Below are 17,614 nucleotides of genomic sequence, written 5' to 3' on the forward strand. Positions count from 1 at the left end.
GTTGTTTGGTAAGGACCCGCGCGCGCCGGACGCGACCCGGGTGTTTCGGTTGCCATCGGAGACAAAGATGGAAGATTGGACCCGGAGCATCGGAAGCGCCGCGCTCCCCGCCGCTCTGCGCTGCGGTGACTTTTCTGACAACCGTCCTGACGCACGATGCTGATCCGGAGAGATGGGAGGGTTGGGGTTTGGAAGTAAAGCCACGACCATCTTCGGCGCGGCATATCCAGCGTGCCCTGCCGCCGCGCTGAGCGAGGGTCTGTCGTGACCCCCTGGCGGGATTTCTGCGCACTGCTATCATCACTGACCCTGGTAGTGATCTGAGCACTACCCGTGCCGGTGAGCCAAGCACTGACCTCAGCACGCACCTCAGCGCTGATGTGCGTGCTGAGGTCAGGGTGCCCCTCTATGCTCCGCTATCGACGGATCTTGGCCCCGAGTGCAGAATGCGTAGCAAGTCCTTGCCGTTCAACTCGGTTTCCTGCAACAGACCGTCGGCTACGCGATGAACCAAAGCCCTATTATCCTTAATGATCTTCTTGGAAACCGTACCGGCGCGTCGTAAGTCGGCGTTCAGCTTTTGCACAGCAGTGGATGGCAGGTTTGGTAAAAGTCCGGCGTCTTGTGAGATCGAGATCATTGTGTTGTGCCGCATGCCCCAGCGATAACGCATACTGAACGCCAGTTGTGTGGCTTCTGCCAGATCGCTATCCGCTCCGCTGGAGCAGTTTCCGAGCAGGACAATCTCGGCGGTGCGCCCGCCCAGTAAAGTCGCCAGATGGTCTTGCGCTGTCCGCTCCGTCAATGTGTCCGGAATAGCGTATCCATATTCGCCGCCAAAAGCCGTCAGCTGCAGATGACGAGGAGGCGGCAGGCCCAGCCGGTGCCCGACTACGGCATGCCCCGCTTCGTGGATCGCAATACGACGCAGGAGCTCGGGAGGTCTTTGCGGTGCAATGTGATCGACGGCAGACGATAAGTGCTCTGGCCGCATGGGGTTGCCTGAGCGTCGGGCTTTTTCGCGTGCGTCGCGGATCACAGCGCTGACCTGAGCGCCTGATACGCCGAGCAAGCGGCTTGCGATATCGGCTGCGCTAAGTTCCTTGGCATTGGCACCCAGCTCAATTTCCATGATACGCAGAATGCCTGCGCAATCGGGGTTGCCTAGGTGGATTTTGGCGTCGAAGCGGCCGGGGCGCAAGATGGCTGGATCGACGAGATGCGGATGGTTGGTGGCACCGATGACAATGACGCCAGGCGTGTCATTGAGCCGTGACAGATGTTCCAGCAGCCCGTTCACGACGCCGACAATGTAGTCAGAATTGCGGGTTGGTTTATTGCGAAGCCCAAATGAATCCAGTTCATCGAGAAAGAACACGCAAGGTGCAGAGCTGATTGCTTCTGTCACCTTGTCTGAGAGAACTCTCAGAAAATCGCCCTGATGTCCCGCCCGCTGGCAGTCGGCATAACTGGTGGAGACCAGCGGGATGCCTGCCGATCCGGCGAGGGCTGCGGCGAGGCTTGTCTTGCCGTTGCCGGGCGGCCCGTAGAGGAGGGCGGAGCAGGGCACCTCGGACCACGATACCTTACCGATCTGCCAGTCTTGTAGATCTGTCAGCACCCCGTCGCAAAAAGTGGCAGCTGTCAGTGGCAGGTGGATCTGTTGCAGGGTCATCCGGTTTGACGGAGGCGCGGCCACCGATGCGTCTGAGAGTTTGGACAATCGGCTCAGAACCTTTTGCGCGGTCTCGCCGTGAAACGCGGTGTGCAAGAGCGGCAACGGCATCTTTGCCAGTGCCGTATCCGAAGGCATGAGATCCCGCAAAGCGGCCCCGGTGATGTCGTCGCCCAGGGCATGGGTGTGCCGCAGGATCTCAATGACCATGGTCCGGCAGAGTGGCGGCAGCGTGATGGAGCGGGTGACGAGCGGTTGCATGTGCTCCGAAAGATAGCTGCGCCCTGGCACAAGTGCGACGATGCTTCGGCCGCATTCAATCGCAGTCTCCAGGCCATCTTCGAAATCCTTCAGCGCCCGTTCCTGATCAGATTGTGTCTTGCCGCGGTATCCTAAGACGATGGCTTGCACCGAAGACAAGGATTTGCGGTGAGGCGAGGCCAGGTGGCCGAGATGAACCAAGACGTTTGGCAGGTCGTCCCACGCGCGCTGACGTTCCGCGCGATGCGGGAGCTCCAAGCAGGTCAGGGACTGGGGTGCCGCTAAGTTAAGCAGTTGCGCAGGGGTGTCAAAACAGGCGGCGAAGCGGGCTGCCAGAAGCATTCTGGCAAGGGGAACCCGTGCGGCGCGCTGTGTTCCCGCCCGGTCTGCGTCGCGGGTTCGATAGGTCTCCGTTTCCGATAGAAACTTCGCGGCCTCAGCTGGCTTCTGATCATGGGCTGTCGACGTGCCGTGGCCCTCAACATTATCATGTAGTTCATCAGCATCTGCCTCGGCGTCATCCGTGGATACGGCGGAAAACCCGTTGTAGTGCTCGTTGTACTGTTCGAGGATGCGGCGGAGCAGGTCGTGGGTGAGCTGTTTGGTGTAGGCTGTGGGATTGGCTTGCATAGGATGCCTCAGGAATAAAGAATTTGGGAAATGTTCAGGCTGATCGTTCCGCATGCCTTGCATCGATGTCGTCGAGCAGAGCGTGCATCCGAGCCTCGGCAATGGGGTAGTAAATCTCAGAGACGGTATTGATCGCGTCGCCATACGCTGACTTCGGGACCAGCCACTCCGGGTGGTCCCGCTTGAGGATGGTGTGGCATTGCGTCTCTTCTGAGCGCGCTACGTGACCTGTGGGAAGGCGGATCGCTCGGATGACCTCTGTCTTGACAGTTTTTGCGATCCCGAGCTGATGTCGCAATCGCTTCGCTGGGCGCGCGCTGTAGCCGAGTTTGAGGACCGGAAGCCCCGGCAGGTGGATGCGAAACATGTAAATATGGGACGGGCGCGATGTCCGGCCCGGGCTGCATCCGGCGCAGGCACAGTCACCCCATAGTATGTTGCCGACCATGATATCCTGGCCGTGGCCGCAGGTGTGCCGATAGCGACGATACCCTTGTCTGCCGCTATGTGCCGCGCCGGACAACGTCCAGCCAAAACGTAGAGATTGTGCGGCGTATCGGTTCTCCCGACAGATATCGCATCCAAGGGCGTGGTCGCCACGTGCGGCGCTCTCCACGCGGTAATACTGCCGGTGAATCTCGTGACCGCAGGGCAGGACAAAGTGGCCGTGACGCTGACTTTTTTGCGAATGGCGGACGAACGAGACGCCGATGCGGGCTGCCGCGGCAATGCGGCGATTTCGAATGCAGTGGGGGCATTCTGGTTGATTGTTTGAGATCACGCTTGCGCGTTTCACCTGGTGCTGACCGCAAGTGTGGCAACGGATGATCAGGCGACTTCGGTCCACTACGACGGCGATGGCATCGAACCCTTTCGCGAGTGCTGCGGCGCGCACGTCGTCGCGTTTTAGTGGGCCGTGGACCGGAATTCGGTCATCACCAATGCGAAAGTTGAAGCGGGCGTAAGGTGAAGAAAAGGTGCTGAATATCAAAATCCTTGGGTTGGAGAGGCTGAAAAAGGGGGGGTGTCGATAGGGTCGAAAGGGGGCGGTGGAAGAAAGGCGCGTGACATCATAAAAGAGGCGTGTGCAATTCGCGCACGGGTAGACCCCGGAATTGCCATTGATCTCGCTAACGATGCGAGGTCGGCGAGATGTTGGCGATCCTGTTCGGAATCAGTGCCATCTGACCGCTGGAGCGCAAATAGGTGCCGTGCAGCTGCCGCGAACGGAACCGGGATCAGTGGTTGGCGGGCAAGATGCCACAGGCGGGATGCAACAACGTGCCACAGCTGCTCCGCCTCGTCCCGAAGACCGGATAATGCCGGGTCGAAGTCTGCACCAGACAGGTCCATGTCGATGCGATGGGCCTCGGCCATCATGGAGATGATTGCGTCGAGAGCGACATCAACATCATAAATAGGTTCGGAAGATCTGGGGTCAGGATACACCATCATGAGACAGGCCTTTGTTTTGGGCGGAGAATAGAACGCGGTCGCAGCCGACAGCGTCGCAATGGCCGCCGTCGCTTTGACGCAATTCATGCAACCTTGTCTCAGGCTTCGTCGAGCAGGTCGTTGATGTCCGGGATCGGATAACTGGGATCATGACTGTACTGCACGTAGCTGCCCGCTTGCATCAGCAGATCGGCAAGGCGGTCATCCTGTCCGCGTTCCGACCGCAGGCGGCCTGCTTCCCGGACGAGGGCCGCGCTGTCGACGGTATGGCGCTTTGTCTTTGTCAGGCGCATGACAAACACGTTCGAAAGCTGGTCTACGGCTGTCTCAAGCGCTGGCATCAAAGACGTGATCCGCGCAACAGCGGACAAAGAAACATGTACGGTGTGCCAAGCGGCGTAGGCATCAGCATGACGTTCGATACGTTCCGCCGAAGTCTGGGCGCAGAAGTACTGGTAGTCGGCGCGGAAAGCGCGAAACAGCGCATCGCAAAGAGCTTCGAAAGCGTCGATTGACTGCTCTGCAGTCAGGTCAGAATTTTGGGGTACGGGGCGGCCGAGAAGCGTGGTACAAATGGTGTCAGTCATGCGGATCTCCTCACAGATCAGTGTGGCCAAGGCGGTGACGGAGGTTAGGCCTCTTGCGTCGTCTGATTACTATATGGTTTAATAGCGCTAAGAAGTCAAGAAGATAACATGCACAAAAAGATGGGCCGACCCAAAATAGATTCTGAGGCAGTCAACGTTCGCCTCACGCGCGACGTCATCGGAAGGATTGATGAAGCCCGAAAAGAACAGCCAGATTTGCCCACGCGCCCAGAAATGATACGCCGGATGATTGAGGACTGGCTGGACAAGGATGACGGTTCTTGATGGACCCGGCATGGAACGCGTGACCAACTTTTCGCTCGGTGATTTTTAAATCTCTGGTTTTCCGGCCGGGGCAGGGTTCAACCTAATGTGTTGGTAACCGAGTCGGAGAGGAAGACTTTGACGCTAGCGTTTCCGGATATTTCTATGTCGCTAGAAACAGCAAGGGTGCAGATGCGACGCTCTGTACGGTACCGTTTTCCACCCTGAAATTTAGCATGCGAGAAGTAAGAGGCCTGCGCTGAGAGATGCTTCTCTTGAGCGACCTGCCTATAAGCAAAGAATCCTTTCCGCCAATTAATAAATGGATAACCAGCTTTTTTGTCGTGATGGGTCTGGCCTACTGATGGCCGTCGCCATGTCTTTTGTGGAGTGTAATTTTCGGTGAGGTGCTGGCAGAAGGGCGGGTGTTCTCCTTGCTAGCAAATGATTGCGAGATCGGGCAGCGATTGCAGAAACGCTAATGAGTAAAACCCAGCACAGCACTTATCTCAAAAATGGCTCTCAGAACTTTCTGGGACCTAGTCGATCTTATCCTTCAGAGCAGCAATTCTTGAAGGTGATACATGTCCATCCATACATCAATCAATACGCCCGCACGCATCCCGCAGGTTGACACAGCGCCGGTCGTTCTGCGCTTCAAGGGCCTGCGACCCCAGAACCTGGGCCGGTTCCGGATGCATGATCAGCGCGTCGGGGGAGATCTTTCCCACGTCGATCAAACCCGTTCAAAGGGCAATCATGTCCTCTTTGGCAGGCAGGACTGGATTGAAACCCTGCGATCCGAAATCAAGGAAATGTCGGACTTGAATCAAGAACGTCAGATCGCTGCGCTAACCGCAAGATCCCGTGTCGCAGAGGCTATCCGCGTCGAGGAGGCCGGCCCTTCGCAGCCATGGCGTCAGTCCACCGCAGGGCCTCTGCGGGAAGGGATCCTGTCTGTGAGCAAAACGTGGTGCGGTGGAACAGGTGCAGCGTGTTGGGATGGACCCCGGATTGCGCAATTCAGGGACGCTTCACTGGGATTTCTTCGGGCGCATTTTACTGAACAGCAGTTGCGATATGCCGTCGGGCACATGGATGAAGAAGCTTACCACATTCACTTTGTGATCGCCGTCTGGACAGAAAAGACGACTGCAAACCGGGGACAGCAGTTCCTTCTGCGACCGGCTGCCAACCCGCTTTTGGCAAGCTACGAGCATGCGCAGGACCTTGCTGGGGAGCATTTTGGAAAGATCGGTTTGGAGCGCGGAATGCGGCGGGCCGCAGCCATACGTGCGGCAAGAGAAGCTGGCAAACCGTCGGCCGAACCCCGCTCTCATGTACCACCATCGGAGTGGCGGGCACGAGAGGTTGCCAAGGCTCAGGTGGAGGTAAAAGCCATTCTGGATGCGGCACATGAAGAAGGAGCGCGCGTTGTCCAGCGCACGCGCGATCTGACGGCCCGCGCATTGCGTAAATCTCGGAAAAGGGCCAGCCTTAGGGCAGCGGAACGCACCGCCGCTGCGGCCCGGGAAGCACAAAAATACCTGTCGATTGCTGAAGCTGCTCGGGAACATGCGCGGACTGCAACCCTCGACCGGGACGTTGCCGTCCAGAAGCGTGCTGCCGCTCAGGACGCCGTCACACGACTGGAAGAGGCGTCTGTGCAGATCACGAGACACTGCGCGGCGATGGAGCAGCGGGCGATCCGGGCGACGGAAACCCGGCTGGAAGAGGAGCGTAAAACGCGTAAGGTCAGGGAGACGCAGACGGGACTGTTGACCACCTCGCGTCGGATCGAAAGCAAACTCGTTGCAGCTCAGCGCGACCTGGAGCGGCGCGAAGATGCACTCACTTTGCGCGAGAAAGCGGCAGAGGCGCTGGAGCGTGGCATCTCGTATATCATCGGTGGCGGGATTGCCTGGGATGAACACGCGCAAAGGTTTGCGCTGGATGCTGAACTGGTGCCCGTAGACAGGGAAACCCTTAGGCAGACCGTCCGGACAGCGGGCCCCTTGTTCCTACGCGTTGCTAAGGCGATTTCACGCGCGGCATGGGTGGCCCTTGGTCGAGCGCAGGGACAGATCAGCGCAGACGCAATTATCCTGACAAATATTCGCGCAGAAATGGGGCTGCCGCCCGAGCGCAGTCTGGCGGATGTTCTGGATCGCACCGGTGATGTCGACCCGGATCTTTAGCCGAGGTCCAGCACCATCTGACGCGGATCGAGCAGCCTGCGCCTTGGCTTGGGCTTCGGCTTGGCGGTCCGCGAGGCGAGCGGCTTTGCGCAGACGCCGCACGTCTGACGGGACATTTCTCCCATAAACCGGGCCACCGACGCGTCCGCCGCGTTCTTGAAGGCGGTCTTCTCCGTTGCCGGCACCCAAATGCTGAGGCGGGTCAGATCTGCCGCCCGCTTCCGGTCCGTGGACCGCTGCGCATACATCGCATGGTCTACCTTTTCCGCCTTTGTCCGCCGCCTCGCAGGTTTTACCGTTTCTGTCATGATGTTTCCCGGCCAACAGGCCGCTCCGCTGTTTCGTTCGTCGCTGAGCTATGAGAAATTGCAGAAAACGGTATCGACTGGGGGATACCCTTAGCGGATAACCTGTATTTAGGGGAACGGTATTGCCTAGGCCGGGGCCGCTTGAAGGCCAGAAGGACCAGTCGATCCGTCAGAGCATGTCTGGATTCCGGTCGCAGTTGTAAATAAAGATTCTCATCAACGTGGAGCGGTCCTCCTTTACGCTGGTCAAAATCGGCGGGGCCGAATTGGGGCCGCCACGCGATGGCCGTCGCGCCGATCTTCTCACGCGCAACGGTAATGACAAAGCAGGACCCGACAGTTCTCAAAGATTCAGGGGCCTTTGCCGCGGATCTGGCAAGCTAATCTTGGTCTTTGACCTTGGGCTGTCCAGTGTCGGCGCGAGTGCCGCCCGGTTCACAAATTGCAGTATGATCCGCGAGCCGGCACCCGTTTCGGAGACTGCTCCCTAGTCAAAATACCTTGCTTTGCAGGTTATCCACATAAAGCCATCACCCATGACCTTCGCAGCCGTAGTAAACTCGAAAATCTGCTCCTTTATACATTTAAGAGATCGGGTGAAGCCGAGACATTTCTGGACAGACAGGTCCGGCCACCGATCTCTGCTTGTTGTAACGCCGACCAACACCCGGCAATCTGAGAGGACTTAAATGTACTACCTTGTCGCAGCTTATGAACGCGAACAGCCCGAACACCCGCTCCACGACAACATGGTGTTCAGTGCGATCTGCAATATGCCACCTCGTGCTGTCCATACCTCCCCTCCGGAAGCTTCTCGCCGTGGCCTGAATGCCAACACTGATTTGCGCCTGATCGGCGAGCATGACGAGCTGACCGACGCTTTGAGGGCCATGCATGACATGTACTGTCGCCCACCTTCGGCGCATGGAACGATGCTGCGGAGCCTGCATGACATGATTGATGGTTCTTCGGTCGTTGAATGGTTCACTCCCGGTAATCTTTACGATCTCTCGGAGGATGAAACTGAGCAATTCATCTCAAAATTTGCGCACGATGCCGCGTTTGAGATTGAGACGGAAGACGAACTGAAGATCCAGGTCCAACAGATGTACATGGAGGGAGAAGCTGGCGGTTACGAACTTTGCATTAAGACAATTTACGATATGTTCCGGAGCTACAACGACCTCTGATGATCTGGAACGGCGTCTTCTTGGCGATTGCCGTGCAGATCAGATGCATCGCTGCTGGACGCTCGCCTTGAATGTGGCTGGCCTGAGCGATACCCGAACCCTGTGGTCTGGGTATGGGAGGACGATTGGAGATACCCTATTTGGACGGGCCGACCGTTGCGACCAGTAGTTCATGCCAACGGGCACATCGGTAGACATGCGAAGCGCGAAAGCCGCCTACCACGAGTACATGCCGTTTGTTCGCGTGATCCTGCAAACTTCCGGAAGCCGTCGAGACTCAATCCTTGGTCTAAGTCCAACGCGTCCTAAGCATGCGCCGCTCGGAACGAACAGACGCGGCGCTAGGTTTCTTTCAACAGCCCGATTCCCTGTTCAAGAGGCATTGCACGAATGTTTTCAGCTACGGGAACATCACGCTCTCCAGCGTAGATCAGCAGCTTCCGGTTGGCCTTGATATCTTCCGCACCCGTGTGGAATCCGCGCGAGACCTTGGGTGTCGTCGTACGTTTGATCTCGATGGCCCAAATCTCGCCACCGGGCAGACGAAGGACCAAATCAAGTTCAGCTCCGGCAGAGGTACGATAGAAAAAGGGCTCGGTGCCAGCGGGTGCCGCCGCCAGAAGGGTCTCGATGCAGAACCCCTCCCAACTGCCGCCGACGACAGGATGCCCGAGCAAGCCCTCGGTCGTACCAATACTCAACAGCGCATGCACGATCCCGCTGTCCCTCACATAGACCTTTGGCGATTTCACCAGGCGCTTTCCGACATTCTCATGCCACGGCTGCAGCCGCCGGACCAGCATGAGATCGACGAGCAGATCGAGATAACGACCGATGGTTTGGCCCGACACACCGAGCCCTTCAGCAAGTGCGGCGGCATTCAGCAAGCCGCCTTGGACATGCGCCAACATGGTCCAAAAGCGCCGCAATGTCGCGGCGGGAATACGCGGCCCAAGGGCAGGGATGTCACGCTCCAGATATGTGCGCAGGAAATCCAGACGCCAGTCCATGCTGGCCTGATCGCTGCCAGCCAGGAAACTGTCAGGGAAGCCGCCACGCAGCCAGAGCCTATTCAACTGATCTGCGCCCACCTCGGTAAGTTGCAGAGGGGGCATTTCGATATACCGTACACGCCCGGCAAGGGACTCTGCCGATTGTTGCAAGAGGACATTTGAGGCTGACCCCAAAAGCAGAAACTGTCCCGTCCGAAACCCAGCCCGTCTGCGCTGGTCGATCTGACCACGCAGTGTCTTGAAGAGGCCAGGCATCTGCTGCACCTCGTCGAGGATGACGAGTTTTCCCGCCTGTTCATCCAGATAGAGATCCGGTTCGGTCAGGATCTGCCGGTCCGCCTCACGTTCAAGATCGAGGTATACCGATGGTCGCTCCGAAGCGACGTCGAGAGCAAGCGTGGTTTTCCCTACCTGTCGGGGGCCAAGGAGGACTACAGCGGCTTGGTCCTCCAGTGCGGATTGCACAAGTTGGTGAGTTTGGCGGATATACATACCTTGCAATTATTCCATGCAATGGAAGGTTTGCAAGGTTAAATTGGTGTGCAGTTAGTGTTACAGGCCAATTTCAAATGTAACTTGAAGTAACAAATAGGCTTTGCCCTAAAATTCACTCAACTAATCAAAGTCGCTCCGCCCGTTCCGGCAGCATGCTGACGGACGACGGCTGCCAGTTGGTATATCCACGCGGTTGCCCCGCTCCGCTTTCTTGCGCCATCTCGTGGTATTGTTCGTTTCTGCCATAGTGTTTCCCGGCCGACAGGCCGCCCCGCTATTACGTTCGTCGCGGGCTATGAGGAATTGCAGAAAATGGTACCGGCTGCGGGATACTCTTATAATGATTACATGGATTTAGCGGGATCGCGGATGTCCGCGCCGGTGTCGCTTAAAGGCCAGAAGGATGGCCGACCCGCCAGAGCAAGTTCGGAGTCCGGCCGAACAGGTCAATGACGCATTCAGCGAGAGCATTGTCATAGGAATCGCCGACTCTTCCAACCGACGGATCAATGCCAACTTCGACAAGGCGCTCGGTATTCTTGATCGAGAGATATTGCGATCCACGGTCTGAGTGGTGAACCAAGGCATTGTTATCAGGTGTTTTTCTTTGCCAGATTGCTTGATCCAAAGCGTCGAGAACGAACTGCGTTGCCATTGACGTAGATACGCGCCAGCCGACGATGCGATGGGCGAAGACATCAATGACGAAAGCGACATAGACCGTTCCCGACCACGTCGAGACGTATGTGAAGTCGGAGACCCAAAGTTGATTGGGCCATTCTGCTTTGAACAAGCGGTTTACCTTGTCGTCAGGGCACGGCTGTGAGGTGTCCGGATTGGTCGTGACAACCTTTTTACCCCGAACCACGCCCTTCATGCCCAAATTGCGCATCAACCGCTCCACCGTGCATCGTGCGATCTCCTGATTATCGCGCAGTAAGACATGCCAGATCCTCTGCGCGCTATAGAGCTTGCGGTTCTCTTCCCAGGCAGCATTGATCTTAACGCACAGATCAGCGTTCGCCATCGCCCGAGCTGAAGCCCGATCACGATCACGATCACGCGCGATGGCGCGCCGTTCATCATATGTGGACTGGGCGATTTGCAGTATTTTTCACATCGGCTCGCCCCCGAACGCACCGCGATGTTCTTCAATGAAAGCAGTTGCTTGCCAAACGGGCGGTCGAGCTCCGCCCCAATGCCCGGCAGTGCCTTGCGCAGCAAGGTCACCAGAGGGGGGCAAAATACGCTGATGCTTTCTTCAGAATCTCATTGGCTTGCCGTTGTTCTCGCACCTCGCGCTCTAACGCCTTGATGCGCGCCTTCTCGGCGCTGGATTGGCCCGACCGTTCGCCACCACCACGCCGGGCCTGCCGGACCCAAACGCGAAGACTGTCTGGCGAACAGCCTAATTTGCTTGCAATCGCTGTGACTAAAGCAGCTTCGCTCCGATACGCATCACGGTGTTCCATCGCCAACCGCACCGCACGTTCGCGGCACTCACGTTCTCGTGCATTGCTCCGCAATATCCTGCGGGCAGTGGGCAACGCCGCTTGCAACATCAAAAACAAGCCGAACACTCAAGCTCTGGCCCTCGTCAGTCGCGGAAGTCAAAAGAGCGCCCGTCAGTCGCCTCTTGGATTGGGCGATGCAAAAAGACCCGAAGCTAGGGCAAGTGGCAGACCCAGAGCCAGCCAGCCGAAGCGATTACATTGATCTCATTCTGGAAGGTGGCTTTCCTGAAGCCTGAATGCTGCCACTTAGCTCCCGCCAGCCGCAGTGTCGGGATTATATAGATGCGGTCGTCGAGCGCGATGTGGGTGATATCAACCTGGTTCGAAAGCCTGATGGCCTGCGTATCGTGATCGACCAGATGGCGGCGCGCTCAGCTCAAGAAATCAGCATCTCGGAACTTGCCAAACTGAGCAGGTTGCAACCTGTTACGGTCGAACAATATCTGGATATCCTGATACGGTTGTCGATGCCTATCAAGCTGGGAGCCTGGACATCGGGTGTGAGCAAGCGGGAAATTAAGAACCCAAAATACCATTTCGCGGATTCAGGCATCGCCTGTGCCTTGCGTCGTTTCACCAAAGATACCTTCTCCATCGAAAACAATTGGCAGGCCTTGGGCGGTCTACTGGAGAGCTTTGTTTTGAACGAGCTGCTGCGCGCTGTCCCGATGCAGTGGTCTTGTCACGGTTACGTTCCGGTCTCTCAACTCATTTATGCGGCCTTTCGTTCGAATGCCAAGGGGCTTTTCCCGCCGAGCGATGAGTGACGTCGGCGTGGATTATAGAAGCCATTGATATACTGGAATATCGCGCCTTCTGCCTGGCGGCGTGTGTCCCAACGATTGCGCCAGATCAGCTCTGCCTTGATGGATTTGAAGAATGTCTCAACCATCGCATTGTCGTAACAATTGCCCTTGCCGCTCATCGAGACCTTGAAGCCGTGCTTTGACAGGCGGCGCTGATACTCGTTGGAACAGTATTGCGACCCGCGATCCGTATGGTGAATGCAGCCTTCGGGCGGTTGCCGTAGCGCCACAGCCATGTCCAACGCCCGGATCGCCAAATCCCGTTTCATGCGGTTGCTGACAGCCCAGCCGATGACGCGGCGAGAGTAGAGGTCGAGGATGACAGCCAGATATAGCCAGCCTTCGCTGGTCCAGATGTAACTTATATCACCGGCCCATTTCTGGTTCGGGCCATCCGCAGTGAAGTCCTGATCCAGCAGGTTGGGCGCGATGTTGAACGTGTGATCGCTATCTGTTGTGACCTTATATTTTTGGGTCCTGACGACCTTGATGCCGTTCTCGCGCATCAAACGGCCCACACGCCCGTGGCCGACGCTCAGCCCCAGTTCTTGCAGTTCTTCAGTCATCCGTGGGCGTCCGTAGCTTTGCAGGCTAAGCCGATGCTGCTCACGGATGTGGGCGAGAAGTACCATATCATCTCGCTGCCGTTGGCTCATTGGGCGTATCCGCCACGCACGAAACCCACGAGACGTGACCTGCATGATACGGCAGAGAAATTCTACGGGCCAAGCTTCCTTCCAGGCGTCGATGAAGGCGAACCTCACCGGCTTTCGCCTGCAAAGAAGATTGCCGCCTTTTTTAGCACTTCCCTCTCCTCGCGCAGTAGCCGGACTTCTTTGCGAAGGCGGATGTTTTCCTTCTCAACATCCTCATGCGGCCCAGACATCAGATCGTCGTGCTGATGTTGCTGAACCCACTTGTTCAGCGTGGAGACGCCAACCCCTAAATCCGATGAAAGCTGCGGGCGCGTTAAGCCGCTGGTCGTCGCCATTCGCACAGCATCACGCCGAAACTCGTCTGTGTATCGCTTTGCCATTCCTTATCTCCTTCATAGCAAACATTGCTCGAAAGAGACCGGAACTAAAACGGGGCAAGACCACAGGTTGCTGACCAGCGCGAGATTGACATCCTGATCGACGGCGGCAGCCTTCTTGTCTGTGTTGAAATCAAAGCGTCTGCATCGGTCTGCAGTGATGACTTCAAACACCTCAAATGGTTCTCAAAAGACGGGCCCGGTCGCAGCAGGACATGTACAGGGATTGTCTTTTACCTGGGTCAAGAAAAGTTCACCTTTGGTGACCGAAGCTTTGCTCTCCCGGTGAGTGCCCTTTGGAGTGAGGTCAAAGTCTGAGTTGCTATTTCAGATTTTATCAACCCAGTCATGATCCACTTTGAACGCAACCTCCCATCGAAATTATCTATCAGTCTATATGGCCTAGTATCAGCGTTCAAAAACTGCTTAACACCTTGCAATAATTTCCAAAAAGGATTTCGCGATGATCCAGCCCACTGTTTCGTTCAAGAACAATCTGCAACTGCTTCCGTCAATCGAGGGCCTCGCTCGCATCGACCTTATCGACCCGACTGGTATCGTTGTCTCGTCTATCGAAAACCAGCCCGGCAAGCAGGGTTCGCTCGCCGTCTATCGGTATCTGGAGCAGAGCTTCGGCACTTTGGATGCAGAAGCCGCCGCACATGGCCTTGCCGTGTTTGCCGAGCACACAGAAGATGCGAGGAACCGCCCGGGCGCGCATCCAAACATCGACCGCTTGCTGGAAATCGTCGGTGGCGCTGATCCTTTGAGCATACGGCTTTTTGAAGCTTAAGAAGACACGGTCCATCTGCATTACAGGTTTTTTGGGAGCCACGCCCCGAACCCGGCTTTCATGATATTTTTGCGATGGTCAAAATCGGTCGTTACCCGAAGGTCGAACACCCGGATGGTCTTGGGCCGATTTCTACCAAGGTGCTGGCCAAAATACCACGACCTGACAGCTAGAACAGGCGGCCACCCTGCGCGATCCGGGTTGGAGGAATGGCCATGCTAAAAGCCAATAAGCATATGAAAACTCATCAGGCTTGCTTGGATAGTTGTCCCTGAACAGTTGTCGCCCGCTGCGTGTTAGCGGCACCCATAACATTCTTTTTCGTGTCAAACCTTGTCATACGCCCTTGATCAAGAACGAGAATTTTATTCACTGCGGCAATAGCGCTTGGTCTGTGGGCCATGACGATCACCGTGCTGCCCGCAGCCCGTAAATCCGAAATCGCCCTTTCAAGGGCGTCGTCGCCAGCACCGTCAAGATTTGCGTTGGGTTCGTCCAAGACCACCAGCGCAGGGGAAAAAATGACCGCGCGTGCAAGGCCAATGCGCTGGATTTGCCCCCCGGATAAGGGCGTCCCGGATCTGCCGCCGACCATGGTCGCATAGCCATTGGGCAGACGCAGGATCAAGTCGTGGACCCGCGCGAGCTTGGCTGCAGCGATAATGTCGGCATCGGTGGCAAGCGGGTCAAAGCGGGCAATATTCTGACCAATTGTGCCGGGCAACAAGATCACGGATTGAGGCAGATACCCGATATGTCGTCCGATTGCACCCGCAGGCCATTTGTCAAAGGCGGCACCATCGATTTGCACTTCGCCGCGATCTGGCTTCCATGCGCCGACTAAAAGACGGGCCAATACCGACTTGCCCGACGCAGATTTGCCGATCACGCCCAGCCCGTCCCCCGGCTCAAGATTGAAGCTGACACTTTGCAGCAGAAGCTCTTGCTGCGTATGGGCCGCATTGTCGGAAAATTTCGTAAGCGACGTTACCGTAATCCGTCCCGCAGGTTTGGGGAGGTCAATATTGCTTTCGCGATCAGGGGTGTTTTCAAAGAAATCATGCAGCGATCTATGGGCAAACAGGGTCTTTGCGATGCTGCGCCACTGGCTGATCGCCTGATCAATCGGTGCCAGAACCCGGCCCGAAAGGACCGAGGAAGCGATGATCATACCCGGTGTGATTTGATCATTTAGAACCAGCACCGCGCCAACGGTCAGAATAGTTGACTGGAGCAGCACCCTGAAAGTTTTGCTAAAGGATGCAAGAATTTCAGTCCCACGGGCTGACCGCTGTTGGGTGCCGAGGTTTTTGATCTGCATGGAGCGCCAATGATCCGCAAGGCAACCCTGCATGCCCATCGCCAATACGGTTTCGGAATTTCGCATCGCCTCGGTCGAGAATTCAGACTGAACTGTCGCGTCTTGAGTGCGCCGGTCTTGCCACCGCCGCGCAATCACCCCTGCAAGAAACCCAGAAAACGCGGCAACCATAGCGCCGCCCACGACGATCAATCCAAGAACCGGATGGACAATAAAAAGAACGCCCAGAAACAGCGGGGCAAATGGCACATCAAACAGGCTGGATGCAGAGGGGCCGGACAAAAACTGGTTAAGGACAGAGAGCTGTCCAAGCGGATCAACCCTGATGTTTTCGCGGCTTTGACAGGCCTGTAGTTGAGCCACAAAACTGTCGCGGCCAAGATCGAATTCCAGTCGCGTTCCGATCCGTGACAACATGCGTTGGCGCAGCAGATCAAACAGCCCGTAAAAAAGATAAAGGACCACGACGATGCTGAACAGGCCGACCAATGTGATGATTGACCCGCTGGACAGGACCCGATCATAGACCTGAAGCATATAGATTGAACCGGTGAGCATCAAAATGCTGATCAGGCCGCTGAAAAGCACGATAACCGCAAAGCCTGCTTTCTGGCGGCGCAGTGCAATAGCATATTTATTTGACGCTTTCGCCCCCGCCATTCCCATTGCTCCTTGGATACTGATTGATCCTGAAGCTAGGCGAAAACCCTTTATCTTTGGCAAGCGGCCCAGATCTTTTTACGGATAAGTTGATCGATTTTTGTGAAATTAATTTAGCATGATTAGAGCCCGAGTTAGTCTCTAATTAGGGTTTTTACTATAGCCAAATCCCTGAACGACAGCCCGTGTGTAGGGGGCCTGCGATGGTTTGTGAAAGGGAAAGGACGGGTTCAATTGAATATAGTGGATTTCTGAATTTTTGGCGGTTTCGGCCTTCTGGGGCCAAAGCCAGATGCCAGCACCGAATATGAAAAAAACCATGGCGTAAATTGCCCCCCAGATGTGTACTGTCATCAAGGCAAATGTCAGGCCGAGCATACAAAACATCCACGCGCGGCGAAATTTCCATTGCCGATCGTCCACCTGTAATGATCGTGTGCCTATGCGCCAAAGGGCATAAATATAGCCGGCTGCCAAAAGGCTGAAACCGGGCAGGCCGTAACGCATGGCAATCAGCAGCCAGAAATTGTCGACACTGGGGGTGTGCATCCAGATCGGGCGCACCCAGTCCTTGAGGCCCAGGCCCCAGATCGGGTTTGCCCACACATTAACCATCCCCCATTCAAAGATCGTGGCGCGCCAGTATGCGCTATGTGCGGAAAACGTCGCGTAGGTCATAAAGACGCGCAGGGGTGTTCGGTTCGATGCCAAATCCACAACGAGATAGCACAGACAAAGCACCCCCAGCAGGATCACCCAACGTTTGGCGGTTTTTTCAAAAAGCGTTGCCCAGAGGATCAGTCCGACCTGTATGGCGATCGCGAGAATTGCACCGCTGGAAAGCGCCGACAGGCCTGCAATGCAGGTTATAAGGGTGAGGGCCAGACGCTTTGGTAACGTCAATTGACCGGCGAGGCCGACGAAACACAGGGCCGTTCCGATTGAACAAAACAGCCCCCAATGGATCGGATGTTCAAAGCCAAGTTGAACTCTCTCCAGCCCCAGCCGCTTGTCGATAGAAAGGTCGGTCGGTGCGGAAATAACCGGAATTTTCCCCGCAATTTCAATCAACAGGGACGTTCCGGTGATCGCTTCGAAGATCGCGAAAGGGGAGCAAAGGACGATACACCCGACCAGCGCACGGATAAGAGTGAGAAAATCATCACTACTGCGGATACAGGCCCGACCCAACAGATAAGCCCCGAAAAATTCAGCCCCTGTCGCGCCCGCATTCTGGACCATCTGATCGGGGTTGTTCACCCAAAGCGCCAGAACCATCCAACCGAAATGGAGTGCGAAAAACGCATCCGGTAAACGCAAAGCCCCGTAATGACCGCGCAGCAAATTCACGGCGAGCGGCACACTCAGCGTGACCAGGAAAAAGCGAACCCCTGACAGAAAAAGGGATCCG

The 17,614-nt window shown here is 56.4% G+C and carries 15 protein-coding genes, 1 pseudogene and 1 other annotated feature; of the genes and pseudogenes, 5 read left to right on the forward strand and 11 right to left on the reverse strand.

Translation table 11 applies throughout. The features are described from left to right. Nucleotides 1-406: 406 nt before the first annotated feature. Genes ACSQ13_RS00805 through ACSQ13_RS00820 form a run of 4 tightly spaced genes read right to left on the reverse strand, consistent with a single transcriptional unit; the run spans nt 407 to nt 4,608 of the window. Nucleotides 407-2,566: an AAA family ATPase gene (locus ACSQ13_RS00805; protein WP_435988059.1), complete on the reverse strand. Its 2,160-nt coding sequence runs from the start codon at nt 2,564-2,566 to the stop codon at nt 407-409. A 34-nt stretch (nt 2,567-2,600) separates the two neighbouring features. Beyond that, the gene (locus ACSQ13_RS00810) at nt 2,601-3,557 is read right to left on the reverse strand and encodes a hypothetical protein (RefSeq protein WP_176250923.1); all 957 of its coding nucleotides are present in this window, start codon (nt 3,555-3,557) and stop codon (nt 2,601-2,603) included. Continuing rightward, complete coding sequence (locus tag ACSQ13_RS00815) at nt 3,554-4,108, reverse strand: hypothetical protein (protein ID WP_295512064.1); 555 nt, start codon at nt 4,106-4,108, stop codon at nt 3,554-3,556. The genes ACSQ13_RS00810 and ACSQ13_RS00815 overlap by 4 nt, the downstream gene beginning before the upstream one ends. An 11-nt stretch (nt 4,109-4,119) precedes the next feature. Continuing rightward, on the reverse strand, nt 4,120-4,608 hold the full coding sequence (locus ACSQ13_RS00820) for a hypothetical protein (protein WP_295512065.1): 489 nt from the start codon (nt 4,606-4,608) through the stop codon (nt 4,120-4,122). 120 nt (nt 4,609-4,728) lie between these two features. On the opposite strand from ACSQ13_RS00820, the gene ACSQ13_RS00825 reads away from it, so the two are divergent. Both ACSQ13_RS00825 and ACSQ13_RS00830 read left to right on the forward strand, forming a co-directional pair. Next, complete coding sequence (locus tag ACSQ13_RS00825) at nt 4,729-4,893, forward strand: ribbon-helix-helix protein, CopG family (RefSeq protein WP_295512072.1); 165 nt, start codon at nt 4,729-4,731, stop codon at nt 4,891-4,893. A gap of 563 nt (nt 4,894-5,456) precedes the next feature. Beyond that, nucleotides 5,457-7,070, forward strand: coding sequence for a plasmid recombination protein (locus ACSQ13_RS00830; RefSeq protein ID WP_295512067.1), 1,614 nt, complete (start codon nt 5,457-5,459; stop codon nt 7,068-7,070). On the opposite strand, the gene ACSQ13_RS00835 is transcribed toward ACSQ13_RS00830, so the two are convergent. Further along, on the reverse strand, nt 7,067-7,378 hold the full coding sequence (locus ACSQ13_RS00835; RefSeq protein ID WP_176250919.1) for a hypothetical protein: 312 nt from the start codon (nt 7,376-7,378) through the stop codon (nt 7,067-7,069). The two genes, ACSQ13_RS00830 and ACSQ13_RS00835, sit on opposite strands and share 4 nt — an antisense overlap. A 689-nt stretch (nt 7,379-8,067) precedes the next feature. Between ACSQ13_RS00835 and ACSQ13_RS00840 the strand changes: the two genes are divergently transcribed. Next, a complete protein-coding gene (locus tag ACSQ13_RS00840; protein ID WP_176250918.1) occupies nt 8,068-8,568 on the forward strand; it encodes a hypothetical protein in 501 nt (166 codons plus the stop codon). A gap of 341 nt (nt 8,569-8,909) precedes the next feature. Here the strand turns inward: ACSQ13_RS00840 and ACSQ13_RS00845 are convergent, their stop codons facing one another. The 3 genes and pseudogenes from ACSQ13_RS00845 to ACSQ13_RS00855 form a co-directional block, all read right to left on the reverse strand. Continuing rightward, on the reverse strand, nt 8,910-10,073 hold the full coding sequence (locus ACSQ13_RS00845; protein WP_295512071.1) for an ATP-binding protein: 1,164 nt from the start codon (nt 10,071-10,073) through the stop codon (nt 8,910-8,912). A gap of 442 nt (nt 10,074-10,515) precedes the next feature. After that, nucleotides 10,516-11,187 (reverse strand): annotated as a pseudogene (locus ACSQ13_RS00850) (IS3 family transposase); the annotation flags it as partial. Then, nucleotides 11,170-11,279 (reverse strand) — a sequence feature (AL1L pseudoknot). Its footprint overlaps the pseudogene before it by 18 nt. A 23-nt stretch (nt 11,280-11,302) precedes the next feature. Then, nucleotides 11,303-11,638 (reverse strand): transposase, encoded by a 336-nt coding sequence (locus ACSQ13_RS00855; RefSeq protein ID WP_367268367.1) that lies wholly within the window; start codon nt 11,636-11,638, stop codon nt 11,303-11,305. Between the two features lie 188 nt (nt 11,639-11,826). Here ACSQ13_RS00855 and ACSQ13_RS00860 point away from each other — a divergent pair, with 188 nt between their 5' ends. After that, on the forward strand, nt 11,827-12,357 hold the full coding sequence (locus tag ACSQ13_RS00860) for a DUF4143 domain-containing protein (RefSeq protein WP_435988060.1): 531 nt from the start codon (nt 11,827-11,829) through the stop codon (nt 12,355-12,357). Here the strand turns inward: ACSQ13_RS00860 and ACSQ13_RS00865 are convergent. Further along, a protein-coding gene (locus ACSQ13_RS00865) for an IS3 family transposase (RefSeq protein ID WP_295513100.1) occupies nt 12,303-13,432 on the reverse strand; the annotation gives its coding sequence in 2 pieces (ribosomal slippage) (nt 12,303-13,186 and nt 13,186-13,432; 1,131 coding nt in all). The two genes, ACSQ13_RS00860 and ACSQ13_RS00865, sit on opposite strands and share 55 nt — an antisense overlap. Before the next feature lie 460 nt (nt 13,433-13,892). On the opposite strand from ACSQ13_RS00865, the gene ACSQ13_RS00870 reads away from it, so the two are divergent. Continuing rightward, complete coding sequence (locus ACSQ13_RS00870; RefSeq protein ID WP_176250989.1) at nt 13,893-14,222, forward strand: DUF2322 family protein; 330 nt, start codon at nt 13,893-13,895, stop codon at nt 14,220-14,222. 247 nt (nt 14,223-14,469) lie between these two features. Here the strand turns inward: ACSQ13_RS00870 and ACSQ13_RS00875 are convergent, their stop codons facing one another. Beyond that, a complete protein-coding gene (locus ACSQ13_RS00875; RefSeq protein WP_295513098.1) occupies nt 14,470-16,203 on the reverse strand; it encodes a type I secretion system permease/ATPase in 1,734 nt (577 codons plus the stop codon). 141 nt (nt 16,204-16,344) lie between these two features. Then, complete coding sequence (locus tag ACSQ13_RS00880; RefSeq protein ID WP_435988061.1) at nt 16,345-17,463, reverse strand: O-antigen ligase family protein; 1,119 nt, start codon at nt 17,461-17,463, stop codon at nt 16,345-16,347. Nucleotides 17,464-17,614: the final 151 nt, after the last annotated feature.

The sequence above is a fragment of the Sulfitobacter sp. SH22 genome (assembly GCF_965641905.1).
Classification (GTDB): Bacteria; Pseudomonadota; Alphaproteobacteria; order Rhodobacterales; family Rhodobacteraceae; genus Sulfitobacter.

What these genes read in the sequence shown, in the direction of transcription:
- ACSQ13_RS00845 (WP_295512071.1), bottom strand. Translation starts at nt 10,073, where the DNA reads ATGTATATCCGCCAAACTCACCAACTTGTGCAATCCGCACTGGAGGAC.
- ACSQ13_RS00840 (WP_176250918.1), top strand. Translation starts at nt 8,068, where the DNA reads ATGTACTACCTTGTCGCAGCTTATGAACGCGAACAGCCCGAACACCCG.
- ACSQ13_RS00805 (WP_435988059.1), bottom strand. Translation starts at nt 2,566, where the DNA reads ATGCAAGCCAATCCCACAGCCTACACCAAACAGCTCACCCACGACCTG.
- ACSQ13_RS00870 (WP_176250989.1), top strand. Translation starts at nt 13,893, where the DNA reads ATGATCCAGCCCACTGTTTCGTTCAAGAACAATCTGCAACTGCTTCCG.
- ACSQ13_RS00855 (WP_367268367.1), bottom strand. Translation starts at nt 11,638, where the DNA reads ATGTTGCAAGCGGCGTTGCCCACTGCCCGCAGGATATTGCGGAGCAAT.
- ACSQ13_RS00825 (WP_295512072.1), top strand. Translation starts at nt 4,729, where the DNA reads ATGGGCCGACCCAAAATAGATTCTGAGGCAGTCAACGTTCGCCTCACG.
- ACSQ13_RS00875 (WP_295513098.1), bottom strand. Translation starts at nt 16,203, where the DNA reads ATGGCGGGGGCGAAAGCGTCAAATAAATATGCTATTGCACTGCGCCGC.
- ACSQ13_RS00815 (WP_295512064.1), bottom strand. Translation starts at nt 4,108, where the DNA reads ATGAATTGCGTCAAAGCGACGGCGGCCATTGCGACGCTGTCGGCTGCG.
- ACSQ13_RS00820 (WP_295512065.1), bottom strand. Translation starts at nt 4,608, where the DNA reads ATGACTGACACCATTTGTACCACGCTTCTCGGCCGCCCCGTACCCCAA.
- ACSQ13_RS00830 (WP_295512067.1), top strand. Translation starts at nt 5,457, where the DNA reads ATGTCCATCCATACATCAATCAATACGCCCGCACGCATCCCGCAGGTT.
- ACSQ13_RS00835 (WP_176250919.1), bottom strand. Translation starts at nt 7,378, where the DNA reads ATGACAGAAACGGTAAAACCTGCGAGGCGGCGGACAAAGGCGGAAAAG.
- ACSQ13_RS00860 (WP_435988060.1), top strand. Translation starts at nt 11,827, where the DNA reads ATGCTGCCACTTAGCTCCCGCCAGCCGCAGTGTCGGGATTATATAGAT.